General features: G+C 55.2%; 9 protein-coding genes. 5 read left to right on the forward strand and 4 right to left on the reverse strand.

Translation table 11 applies throughout. The features are described 5' to 3' along the window. Positions 1–9 precede the first annotated feature (9 nt). The 3 genes from QGH09_07510 to QGH09_07520 form a co-directional block, all read right to left on the reverse strand. Positions 10–570, reverse strand: a complete 561-nt coding sequence (locus QGH09_07510) for a VOC family protein (protein HJO18027.1) — start codon at positions 568–570, stop codon at positions 10–12. Further along, complete coding sequence (locus tag QGH09_07515) at positions 571–1,422, reverse strand: fumarylacetoacetate hydrolase family protein (protein HJO18028.1); 852 nt, start codon at positions 1,420–1,422, stop codon at positions 571–573. A 125-nt stretch (positions 1,423–1,547) separates the two neighbouring features. After that, positions 1,548–2,126, reverse strand: a complete 579-nt coding sequence (locus tag QGH09_07520; protein ID HJO18029.1) for an amino acid synthesis family protein — start codon at positions 2,124–2,126, stop codon at positions 1,548–1,550. A 92-nt stretch (positions 2,127–2,218) separates the two neighbouring features. Between QGH09_07520 and QGH09_07525 the strand changes: the two genes are divergently transcribed. Next, entirely contained in the window at positions 2,219–3,394 is a 1,176-nt protein-coding gene (locus QGH09_07525) for a cystathionine gamma-synthase family protein (protein HJO18030.1), read from the forward strand. Here the strand turns inward: QGH09_07525 and QGH09_07530 are convergent. Further along, positions 3,360–4,748 carry a sialidase family protein gene (locus QGH09_07530; GenBank protein HJO18031.1) on the reverse strand — a complete coding sequence of 463 codons (1,389 nt, stop codon included), beginning with the start codon at positions 4,746–4,748 and terminating at the stop codon, positions 3,360–3,362. The genes QGH09_07525 and QGH09_07530 overlap by 35 nt on opposite strands. 141 nt (positions 4,749–4,889) lie before the next feature. Between QGH09_07530 and QGH09_07535 the strand changes: the two genes are divergently transcribed. From QGH09_07535 to QGH09_07550, 4 genes are all read left to right on the forward strand, one after another. Beyond that, positions 4,890–8,936 (forward strand): amidohydrolase family protein, encoded by a 4,047-nt coding sequence (locus QGH09_07535; protein HJO18032.1) that lies wholly within the window; start codon positions 4,890–4,892, stop codon positions 8,934–8,936. A gap of 108 nt (positions 8,937–9,044) precedes the next feature. Next, positions 9,045–10,361, forward strand: a complete 1,317-nt coding sequence (locus tag QGH09_07540) for a M24 family metallopeptidase (GenBank protein HJO18033.1) — start codon at positions 9,045–9,047, stop codon at positions 10,359–10,361. Positions 10,362–10,544: 183 nt separating this feature from the next. After that, positions 10,545–11,171 (forward strand): TetR/AcrR family transcriptional regulator, encoded by a 627-nt coding sequence (locus QGH09_07545; GenBank protein HJO18034.1) that lies wholly within the window; start codon positions 10,545–10,547, stop codon positions 11,169–11,171. 148 nt (positions 11,172–11,319) lie between these two features. Next, on the forward strand, positions 11,320–12,873 hold the full coding sequence (locus tag QGH09_07550) for a M20/M25/M40 family metallo-hydrolase (GenBank protein HJO18035.1): 1,554 nt from the start codon (positions 11,320–11,322) through the stop codon (positions 12,871–12,873). Positions 12,874–12,969: the final 96 nt, after the last annotated feature.

Here is a 12,969-nt window from a genome sequence, read left to right on the forward strand (position 1 = left end):
GTGCTAAAGCTAGGCTTCCGATGCCAATTTGCGCTTCAGCTCCGCTTCAAACTCTTCACGCGGCATGAAGCCAGGATCATCCTTGATCGCTTCTAGCGTGGTCTTCAAAATGTCTTCGTCAGGCATTTCAAGGTTTAGTTCATCGCCATGCGGCTGCGGGACATGCCAAGGTGAGTCGAGATATACCTCAATACGGTTGCCTTCTGGATCACGAAAATAGATTGACCATGCGTTTCCATGACTAATCCCGATGAAATCGCTGACGCCTTCCGCTTGGACACGGCGATTCATCTCACGCAATTCCTCAAGCGATGCCACCTCGAAGGACATCTGGTTAATGACGCTGTAATCAGCGTCCTCCGGGCGTCCAGTCGCCAACACAAATTGATGGTGAGCATCTGGACGGCTACTCAGAAATACGAGGTCGATGGGAAATCTGAACGCTTTACCACGGTCTGTAACAACCAGTCCCATAACGCGCGTGTAGAAATCTTCCATACGAGACAAATCTTGGACGTGGATCCCGATATGACTCAAGATCGGCCGCACCGGTGGTTTCAAGGAAGTCATTTATGGTGCTCGCGCGATGTCGTGCACAAGTGTCCCAACCTTCTCAATCACAATTTCAACAACATCACCAACCTTCATGAAGACGGGTGGATTCCGCTTAAATCCAACACCGCCAGGCGTTCCAGTGACAATCACGTCACCCGGTTCAAGCGTGGTCCATGTCGAACAGTACTCAATCAACTCAGCAACCGAGAACACCATGTCTCTCGTATTACCCTGCTGCATCACATTACCATTCAGTCGAGTTGATAAATCCAAGACCTGTGGGTCTGGAATCTCATCAGCAGTCACCAACCACGGCCCGAATCCCCCAGTGAAGTTAAAGTTTTTTCCTGCGGTAATCTGTCGGGTATGACGCTGCCAGTCTCGCACACTACCATCGAGGTAACACGAATAGCCAGCAACGTGCTGCAAGGCTGAAGCTGCCGAAATCGCGTGGCCGCCTTTACCGATGATCGCAGCGAGCTCGCACTCGAAATCGAGATTGTCAGACACCTTCGGCATGATCACAGGCTGCCGATGACCAACCTGAGATGCTGCTACTCGGATAAACCATGCGGGATTCGCAGTCTTATCTCGACCAGTTTCAGCAATGTGATCGTCGTAGTTCAGCGCAACAGCCAAGATTTTGTCTGGATTAGGAATAACTGGAAGAAATGAAATATCCGAAAGCGAGTAATCCCCGGCCTGCCCTTCTATCGCAAGCCGAACCTCGTCAAGCGCATTCAACCTCAATACCTCTCTTATCGTTCGATGCGTCTTCGGTAGACGTGTTTGCAGATCAACCACTGAGTCGCCAACCACGGCGCCATAACTCTCTCGACCATCCTTACGATACGAAACCAACTTCATCCTGAAATTCTCCTAACTCGAACCAACACCATCTTGACCACCGCATCTGAGGCAGCCCACACCCACTCCATTGTATACGCTGTGTTACCGTGTTCGCCTTGGCAGTGACCGTTCGGAGGTCTACCCTAGCGAAGACCGTCTTCGCCGATAACTTCAGACGAAGCGAGGCCGCCGATCCGAGCATGGATTCTAGGACCCGTTGACATCGCAAGAGCGTAGAGAATTTCGTCAGCGCGAGGGCCGTCGTGAACACCGACTTCAATAGAACTCATATGACTCCGAACGTAGGCCGCTTGCACATGGCCAAGCGGAATCATCAACCGGGCACCGATCGAACCAAGTGCTTTAGAGGAGGGCACTACGGCCTTCGTCCCCCCCAACACTTCACGCATGCCCCAGCCACCGGGCTCATGCCAAAGCGCCCCGTGCTCAAGCTCGCCATTGGCGCCGACAATGGCACCTTTACCATAGGCCTCAACGGCTGATGCCTCAATCGCCAGCGCGGCGACAAGGTCCGTTGCTAACTGTTTGCCGAGTGGCTTCAATTCGGCCATTATCGGTAGGAGATTTGGCTCAAAATGTCCGGCAAAGGGATTCTTTATTATCGCGGCGACCGTGCCCACTCGAAGCGGCGGTGTCACTACCGGTCCACCCTCATGTTGAATTGTCTCCACCGTCACAAGCGTTTTCCGAATGTTAATCATGGCTATTTCATCTCCTCGAACCCAGCCGATGCATCAGCATCTGGTAACACATCTTTAAGTTACAACATCAACTTCTCAGAAAGGACCGTTTAATGAATAACGGAACTCCTCGCATGGGCACCTTGGCGGTCTGGGCAGGGGAAGATAACCCGACCTCTGGCGCAGGCACCCAGGTGCCAATTGTCCGAAGCGTCGCGTTCGGGTATCACGATGTCACCGAATGGGAAGCAGTTGGTCGCGGTCAGACGACAGGCGACATCTATAGCCGAAACACGAATCCGACTGTGCGCGCCTTCGAACAAAAGATTCAATCTCTGGAAAACGCCGAGGCCGCGACCAGCTTTGCCAGTGGTATGGCGGCAATTAGTAACACACTCTCCACGTTCCTAACCCCAGGCGATCGCATCGTATCGACCCGCGACACCTACGGCGGCACAAATAAGCTCTTCCTTGAATTTCTTCCGCGTCAAGGAGTCGAGGTGGAGCTCTGCCCCACCGAGGACACCGCTGTGGAGACTGCCCTCACTAAAGGGTGCCAAGTCCTGTATTTGGAAACTCCAACTAATCCAACGCTTAAGGTGCTGGATTTAGCGCGTCTCCTCAAGGCGGGCCAGAAAGCTGGTGCTCTGACCATCGTGGATAACACCTTTGCCACGCCGATTAACCAACAACCACTCGAGCTAGGCGCTGACCTTGTCGTCCACAGCGCTACCAAGTACCTCGGTGGGCACGCTGACGCACTTGGAGGAGCCGTGTGCGGGGCGAAAGATTTAGTTTCACGCATCTACCACTATCGTGAAATTACTGGTGCTGCCCTCGACCCTACCGCCGCTTATCTGTTGCTTCGGGGAATAAAGACGTTGCACCTCCGTATCGAGCGGCAGACTGAATCGGCAATGGTGATTGCGCGGCATCTCTCATCCAACCCGGCGATTGCAATAGTCCACTACCCAGGACTTGAAGAAGACCCCGGACACCTAGTAGCAAAACGCCAAATGCGAGGATTCGGCGGCATTGTGAGCTTTGAGTTGGTCGGGGGCACTAACGCAATGCGCCAATTCCTACCCCGTCTTCGATATGCTCATCGGGCCGCTAACCTCGGATCAGTCGAGACCGTTGCCGGTCCTCCATCTGCAACTAGCCATGTGGAATTGACGCCGGAAGAACGATTGGCTGCAGGTATTCCGGAGGGGTTGGTTCGTTATTCAGTTGGCATCGAAGACCCGACGGACCTCATGGCAGATCTTGACCAAGCGCTCGCACCGTAAGGTCCTGCGTACCTAACTGAAAACGAAAGACTGCCACTGAAACCGCCATTTCAAACTCATCCACAAAATGCATGAAGATCGGGATCACCAATCCATTGAGCGCATCAATCCCAGTGTAATCGCCAAAAAACACCGTAGGATTAGAGGTGAATGGAGCGAGATCAATCGGGTAGTTGACGAACGTCCGTCCCCCATCTACGCTGCGAGCAAGAGTCAATTGAGTCAGTGTTCCGTCTAGGGTCCGTCGATCGTAAAACACAACATTCACCGAACCATCAAATGAATCGACGGCCATCCAAGTAAACATCTGTGCTGCGCCGTTCCCCATTGTGTCGTCATTCACACGCACCGGATTCGTCCACGACACGCCACCATCGGACGACGAAATCAGGAACACGTCAGGGTCACCATGTCGTTCATCGATCCAATTGACATACAGGGTGCCTCGGGACGGGCCCTCACTGTGATCCACGCCGGTCACTGGCATCCCGTTGTGCCGGGCCAAACCTTCCACCTCAATATCCCACCCACCCGGTGTCTCTTGAATGATCAGGTCATCACCCCAAGTCCAGCCGCCGTCGTCAGACCGATCAAAGAAAAGATGGGCGGCCCCACCCCACACTAGAAAGACCTCACCATTAATTCCAACAGCGGGCACAGCCCCTTCAAGAGTGTCATCACTATCGAGGGCATCACCGCCGATATCCGAAACTCTTACGGGAGCTGTGAACGAACGGCCTCGATCGAGAGAATGGCTAACAAAGATGTGTGAGCGGTCACCTGGATCGCGGCTGCCGTAAACGTCGAAACGGGTCCAAGCAAGGTAAACAGTGTCACGGTGTCTGGATTCTCGACCGCGATCGACGATCAGGTATGGCTTGTCCTCAAACGGCGTGATCGAATTTCTGTGCTCAAGAACCGGCACTGGATCGGACCAGGACACTCCACTATCGCTGGAAGTCGTCACAAAAATACCGTTGGTCGGCGTTTCAGGGCGTTTCTCGCGGAGCCCACTGAACGAAATGTAAGAATGATGCGCCGTGCCGTCAGCGGCTATCACAATCGCATCGTCCCCCTGCGTGCGCGCCTCATGATTACGGACAGGATGCGTTCGCCAAGTTACACCACCATTATTGCTTACATATTCGAAATTCGTTGAGCGCCCAGTCTCAGGGTCAGCTGCTCTGGAGACGGCAATAATCGTGTCGGGATCAAGCGGATTGATAGCTATGGATACCTCATTAGGGTTTCGGGCATTGAGTTCGGATACCCGTATTACCTGATGGGTCTGGGCTATCACCTCGGCCCCGCACAGTAGAAGTCCAATTCCGCAGCTAACGCCAATTTGGCCCATCCTGCCCCCAATTCGCGAACTAATTGATCTTATGCGTTTCCTACTGATCGAACCAGCCGAACAACGAACAACCAGTTACGCTATAATCCAACTCCTTTCTGCCCTGTTTGGTGGCCGTGCTGGCCGCTATTGGAGGTCCTGATGGTTCGTCGAACCGCAAGTCAATTGTTCGCCGCTATCGTCCTGCTCGTCCTGCCATTTACGGTCGTCGAGACCCTGGCCGACACAGCGAGGCTTGAAGTGCCTACCTACGCACTCGTTAACGCCCGCATCGTGCCGGTAAGTGCGCGACCGATCCAATCTGGGACGCTTTTACTTCGTGATGGCAAGATCGCTGCGATTGGGCAAAGTGTGGACCCTCCGCCCGATGCCATTGTAATAGACGCCAGCGGTTGGACCCTCTACCCGGGCTTTATCGACGCTCACTCAGCACTCGGGATGCCAGTTCCACCAGTCCTACCGCAGAACAACGCTGAGCGCGCAAGAATCATCCAGGCTCGTCGGCGCGCCGGTGGGGTGACACCGGGCCTAACGCCGCAACTAACCGCGCTCTCGGTCTACGAGCCTGATCAAGTCGCCCTGCACGAAGCGAGAAACACAGGTATCACGACTGCTGCCATCGCCCCGCCCTTCGGGGTCTTTAAGGGACAAAGCGCCATCATCACGTTGCGCGAAGGTCCATTAACCGATCAGGTCGTTCGTGGCAATTGGGCTCAGCACTTGGGATTCCAACGTCTGCGGGGGGAATATCCGGGCACTCTCATGGGAGTTATGGCGTCGGTTCGGCAACACTATCTTGACGCAGACTGGTATGGTAATGCCTGGAATCGTTACCGTAGTCAACCGATAACGACCGACCGCCCAAGCTATAACGACACCCTTCAATCGCTGCAATCTTCGGTCGCCAGCGCACAGCCAGTTGTCTTCACCGCCTGGACCGAAAATGAAATTTTACGTGCGCTGAGGCTAGCTGACGAACTCAGCCTCAACGTAATCATCAGTGGCGCAGTCGAAGGCTGGCGTGTCACCGACGCACTGAAGGCAGCCGACCGGCCAGTCTTAGTATCGCTTGACCTCAGACCCCGCCAAGGTCCGGTTGGATTTGGTGGTGGCACGGGGACTGACCCGATCGAAAATCCAACTTCTGAGGACCTCGATGACGCCAAGGCAAACGCAGGCCGGCTCTACTCCGCTGGAGTAACGGTGGCCTTCACAGCCGCTGGATTGGATCACTCGGCAAATTATCTCGAGAACTTCCGCACCGCTGTCGATGCTGGGATGTCTCAAGATGGAGCGCTCCGGGCACTGACAATTACACCCGCCGAAATCCTAGGCGTAGACGGGACATTGGGTTCTCTTGACGTTGGCAAAGCTGCTAACGTTGTCGCCATCGAAGGCGACCTCTTCGACGAACACGCTCGTGTCGCAGCAGTCTGGGTCGATGGCACACGGTACGACGGTGACCTGGAGATGGAGACTCATCAAAACTCCGACTCCAATGACGACGAAACTGGGAATGCTGTAGAAGACATAAGGAGCCGTGCCGAAATTGAGCGACGTGCCCCAATCGGACCACTCGGAGGTGAAGTCCCAGTGACAGCGGTGCGCCACGGAACAATCCTAACCGCTGTGAACGACACCATCTCCCGCGGCACGGTCCTGATTGAAGACGGCAAGATAACCGCTGTCGGTCCCGATGCCCAGGTCTCAGTACCTGATGGAGCCAGAGAGATTGATGCAACCGGCATGTGGGTCACTCCAGGTCTTCTTGATGCGCATTCGCACATGTCGATCGAGGGGGGCGGCAACGAAGGAGCGGACTCCGTCACCCCTGAAGTTCGCATCATCGACGTAATCAATCATCGAGACGAGTCGATCTTTCGGGCGCTGGCAGGTGGCGTCACTACAATCAACGTCCTGCATGGCTCGGCAAATGTTGTTGGCGGTCAGAACGCCATTCTGAAGTTGCGGTGGGGTAAATCAGCTGATGAACTGCTGTTTGACAACGTGACCAGAGGCGTAAAATTCGCTCTTGGCGAGAACCCGAAGCGATCACGGACATCCACTCCCGGCGTCGATCGAAGATACCCTGGCACTAGGATGGGCGTGGAGTTCATGCTTCGGAGAAGCTTTGCGGATGCACGCGAATATCAGGCCGAATGGGATGAGTATGAGGCAGCCCGATCGCGCGGTACTGACGTCCTCGCCCCGCGGCGGGACCTCAGGCTCGAAGCGCTTTCGGACATTATGGCAGGGAAGATTCTCGTGCACGCACATTCCTATCGTGCTGATGAAATCTTGATGCTATTGCGAGTCGCGGAGGACTTCGGTTTTCAGATTGCCTCTCTCCAGCATGTGCTCGAAGGCTATAAAGTCGCCGATGAAATCGCGACTCATGGTGCCGGCGCCTCTACATTTACTGACTTCTGGGGCTACAAGATGGAGGCATGGGACGCCATTCCCTACAACATGTCCATCATGTATGAACGGGGTGTAACCGTGTCGGTTAACTCCGACTCCGACGAGCGTGTACGTCGGATGTATGTAGAGGCCGCGAAGGCCGTCAAATATGGTGGTGTTCCGGAGCAAGAAGCGCTCAAGATGATCACCCTTAACGCCGCTAACCACTTTGGGATCGACGACCGGGTCGGCTCAATCGAGGTTGGTAAAGATGGCGATCTTGCCATTTTTACGGCCCACCCGTTCTCAGGAAACACCCGCGTCCAGTACACGATCATCGATGGTCAGGTCTACTTCGACCGCGACCAAGTAGAAACTACTGAGGATGCGCTGGCGGAGTTAGGACTCGACACGGCCGAGATCGGCGGTGAGGGCGACATCCAACAGAATGTTGAGGACACGAATGATCGAATCGCTGAATGGACGCCGCCAACGCTTCCGCCAGCGGTACGTGCTGAACTGATGCCTGCCAGTTACGGAGACGTGGCCGAACCGATGCTGACAGCCGATACGATTCCGATCGCCATCGTCGGTGGACGGATCCTCACAATGACGGGTGCACCAATTGAGCGCGGGACCATCGTTGTCCAAGGTGGCCGGATTACGGCGGTAGGTGAGGAAGTGCGGGTCCCAGACAACGCGCAAGTCATCGACGCCACGGGCATGACGGTGACACCAGGCATGATTAACGCTGGCACTGTGATTGGGCTTTCCGAGATCGGCTCGATCGCGGCGACGAATGATACGTCGGAGATTGAGGAGATCAACAGTCATATCAAAGCCTCGGTGGCGATTCACCCTGATTCCGAGATGATTCCGATAGCCCGCGCCAACGGTGTGACAACGGCGATCGCAGCCCCACAGGGTGGCCTCATCCAAGGTCAGAGCGCGCTCATCGACATGGCTGGCTGGACATCGCCTGAGGTCGTTGCCCGTAGCCCACTCGCCATGCACATCGATTTCCCCGAGCGAGAAGGGGGCGGTGGCGGACCTGGTGGTGGCGGACCCAGCGGTGGAGAACAGAACCAAGAACGGGTCGACGCACAACTGAAGACGCTCGCTGACTGGATGCACCGAGCCCGTGCTCATGCCACCGCACTCGCGGCCGGAACAGTCAAGCCAACTGAGCAGACCTACACGCTTGACGCACTCGTCCCGGTCGTTTTGGCTGAGCTCCCCGTTGTCCTTGATGTGTCGAGCAAGGAAGGAATACTAGGAGCGCTCGCCTTCGCAGAGAGTTTCCAACTCAAAGCAATTATCGCTAGCACCAGAGATGTGTGGAAGGTGATAGACGAAATTGCCGAAGCAGGCGTTTCGGTAATTCTTGGGCCGATTCAGGCACAACCAGCCGATGGCGACCCCTATGATGCGGTCTTTGTTGCAGCGAAGCTCCTGCACGAGTCCGGCGTGTCGTTCGCATTTCGGACTGGCGGTGCTAGCGCAGCTCGGAATCTCCCCGACCATGCCGCGCTCAGCGTCGCCTTTGGCCTACCGAGGGACGTCGCTTGGCACGCACTAACCCGGGGTGCTGCAGACCTTCTTGGCGTAGGAGACCTGTATGGGTCAGTTGAGGAAGGCATGATTGCGAATCTCGTGGTGTCCGAAGGTGACCTGCTCGATATACCGGCGCAGGTGAAGCATGTCCTGATTCGTGGACAAGAGGTCAGTTTAGGCACGCACCATACGCGCCTGTGGGAACAGTACAGTGCAAGACCGCGGCCGAGATAGCGGCGTGTCTTTGAACCGTCAAACGCTACCTATCACCAGACTTCTCTTGGGATCCCCTGGGGCGCTCTGCGACCACGGTAAGGGCGAGCAAGTAAGGACAGGTGTGCCATGCAACTATTCCGAATTGTAACTATCTGCCTACTCGTCCTTTTGGGACTCCCAAAGGCCCCAGCCGAAGCGCAGGAGGCACGTCGACGGTGGGAACGAATGAATCAGATTCGGACGGAGAAGTTCGACCAAATACTGCCCGAGGCCATGCGTGAAAATGGTATCGACATGTGGATCACCATGATCCGCGAGGCAAACTACGGCACACTCTACCTTGACTTCGGACAAGGATACACGGGCAATACCGGTTATTACATCTTTACCGATCGAGGTGGTGACCGTATCGAGCGTGCCGCACTTGGTATTAATGGCTACCGCATCCGCGAGTCTGGCGCGTACGACCTGTTTCAACCAGCCGAAGACCTAGCAGACTTTGTTCGAGAACGTGACCCTCGGCGTATTGGCATCAACACTTCGCGGACAATCGGTCCAGTCGATAACCTAACCTATACCGGCCATCAGCAACTTGTTGAAACACTTGGAGAACCCTACGCGTCACGATTGGTCTCAGGCGAAAAGCTCGTCTCGGATTTCCGATCGCGCCGAACGACGACCGAAATCGCGGCGTTCGCAGAAGCTGGTGAGATTTCCCGTGAAATTGCCGAACGAGCCTTCTCAAATGAAGTGATTACACCCGACGTTACTATGTTGGAGGACGTCGCCTGGTGGATGATGGACCAACTGCTCGCTCGTGGTCTCGACACCTCATTTGGCATGCCATCGGTGTACATCACCGGCCCAGACGGCATCGAGTCGACCTCAAATGATCGAATCATCCGCAGGGGTGACCTACTAATGATCGATTGGGGCATCGGCTTCCTGAACATGTATACCGACATGAAGCGGATCGCTTACGTGCTGAGACCGGGTGAAGCTGACGCACCTCCAAGCTTCCAGCGGGCATTCGACAAGGGACGTGAAGCCCGGACCATCATCACCAACACTATCCGTTCTGGCATTGCTGCCGCCCAAGCCGAGCAGGAGGTCTACGATGCGTTGACCAACGCTGGATTTGCCCGAATCGGTTTTAATGAACCAACCAGTAACCCAGAGGTCACCGATGTGGTTATCGGCTCTCACTCGGTCGGAAACTCGGGACACGGTATCGGCCCCTCCATCGCCTTCTTTAACCCTGTGCGAATTGAATACACCCTGCGACCAACTAATCTACTCTCGATTGAACTGTTCGCCTATACAGCCGTGCCAGAATGGAACAACAAGAAGGTCAGGATTCCACTCGAGGACGACGCTGTGCTCACAACCCGCGGTATCGAATGGCTGTATCCGGTGAACAATAGAATCTTATTGATTCGTTAGGCTCGGCTTAAACGGTCTGTGTAGGTATTCTTTAGTCTTCCGGTTAGCACCTTCCCTTCAGCCCAGTTCTTGGCTGAACCTGAACATTTCTCCAATTTGGCCAACTGGCTTGCTTCTTGAGTTCAGTTCCTTTACTATACCGTATAGTAAATTAATAGAAAGCTGTCCAGGAGACATGGGCCAATGATTCCATCTACAGAAACAGTGACTAGGACCAAGCCAGGACGGCCGGTCGATCCCAGCGTCAGAAATGCCATTCTAGATGCGGCGTTGCAACTATTAGCTGAAGAAGGCTATACGCGAATGTCGATGGATGCCGTTGCAAAAAAAGCGGGGGTCACGAAGCCAACAGTATATCGCCGGTGGAAAACCAAGGAGAAATTGGCAATGGCGGCAATTGAGCAGTTGCTCGGAGATGAGGCACCCCCCCGCCCCCATCCGGCACCCTCAGCTCTTCGATCAATCCTCGGCACTCTACAAAAAACACTCTTCAGGCCTGACGGAATGCCTATCATCGGTGCCGTCATGGTCGAACAGCGCCACACGCGAGACCTAATTAACCACTTCCGGGAGAGGGTAGTCCAACCACGCCGAATGATGCTGCAGGAGGTACTCAAACACGCCGAAAAACGTGGAGACCTCCGCCCCAAGGCAGACATCGATGCAGCCGTCAACATGCTCATCGGTTCGTTTTACGCCCATTATCTAACTGACGAAAAGATCCCAGCAACGTGGGCTCGTCGGATCGTCGATACCGTATGGAAGGGAATCGCAGCAACCGACGGGGAGCGTGAGATTCGCAAACACTGACATGGAGTCCCCAGGTCAAGCTATTAAAATACCGTGCGCCCCACATCGGTAACCGGTGTATTCTGTCCGCTCCTGTGGACCTCTGACAAAGGTTTCTATCGGTAGTCGTGCTCGGCATAACCACGCACACTTGAGGGGAAAGTTTCAGATGAATAAGTCTAAATCGACGTTGGGTCTGGCCATCATTGCTGTGATCTTCCTCATTCCGTCATCCACAGCAGCACAAGAACCTGTTTACTGGGACGTCGTCGATGACATTCGGTCCGAAGGGTTTGACAACTCTCACGTCATGGAGAGCGCGGGCTATCTGGCCGATGTCATTGGCCCACGTTTCACCGGTTCTCCAAACATGCGCCAAGCACAAGAATGGGCCTTGGCCCGCATGACCGAATTCGGTCTCTCCAGCGTCGAGAAAGAAGCTTGGGGTGAGGAGACCGTGGGTTGGGAGATTCAACGGGTGTCGGTGCACATGACCGCGCCCGATTACCAGATGGTGATCGCCTACCCGTTCGCCTTGACTCCCGGTACGAGTGGGCCCATCGTGACGAATGCCGTTATCGCAACCATCCGGACCTCTGAAGATTTTGACCGGTATCGGGGTCAGCTCGACGGAGCTGTCGTCCTATCCACACCACCGATGCCAATGGGTCCACGTTTCACACAAGACGCGTTCCGGCACGACGAGGAATCACTAGGCGTCTTTGAAACCGAGGGAATTGACCTCCTGATTCGCCGCCATGCGAGAGGCCAGCTCGAGCAATCGAACTTTCAGCGGGAGGAAATCTCTGCTGACGAAGTTGAAGACTTCTACAAGGCTGAAGGAGTGGCCGTGGTGCTCACGGCGAGCATCGGAAGTGACGGCACTGTGTATGCAACCGGACATCCGACGACACGGAACAGGCGAACCCGCGCAGGGATCCAGAGCGCGCTACCGACACTCGCCGTTGCGACGGAGCACTATAACCGTATCTACCGGATTCTCGAGCGTGGTATCCCGGTCACAATGGACGTCGACATTCGCATCGGTTTCGACGAATCGGATCCAACGGGCTACAACATCATTGGGGAAATTCCAGGAACTGACCTAGCCGATGAAGTCGTGATGATCGGTGCGCACATAGATTCCTGGCATACCGGCACCGGCGCTACTGACAACGCGAGCGGTGTGTCCGTTGTGCTCGAGGCAATGCGCATTCTCAAGGCTATCGGCGCTCAGCCACGGCGCACGATTCGCGTAGCGCTCTGGAGCCAGGAAGAGCTTGGCCACAGGGGTTCTCGGGGCTACATACGACACCACTTCGGAGAAGACGGTGTCTACACACCCGACTACGATAAGTTCTCGGTCTATTTCAACATGGACAACGGCACGGGCCAGTTCCGTGGCGTCCACACTCAGGGCAACGCCCAAGCGACACCGATCCTCCAAGCCTGGATGACCCCGTTTCATGACCTACAGGTGAAGACAATCTCTCTCTTCAGTAACACGGGAACCGATCATCTGTCCTATAACAGGGTGGGACTACCCGGATTCCAATTCATCCAAGACCGGATCGACTACCGAGCAAGAACCCACCACTTCAACATGGACGTCTACGATAGGCTCCTTCCACGCGACCTGATGATTAACTCGGTAGTCATGGCGAGCTTCGCGTATCACGCCGCGATGAGAGAGGGAACGTTCCCTCGGCCCCGTACCGACTAAACGGCCGACTGAGCGCTTGGCCGATTAGATGGACTCGTGACGAGGCCTGTCGAGGTGAGGCTGTGTACTATAACTTCTAATGTCGCCAGCCTTAGC

It is taken from the genome of Vicinamibacterales bacterium (assembly GCA_036012125.1).
Lineage (GTDB): Bacteria > Acidobacteriota > Vicinamibacteria > Vicinamibacterales > UBA823 > UBA11600.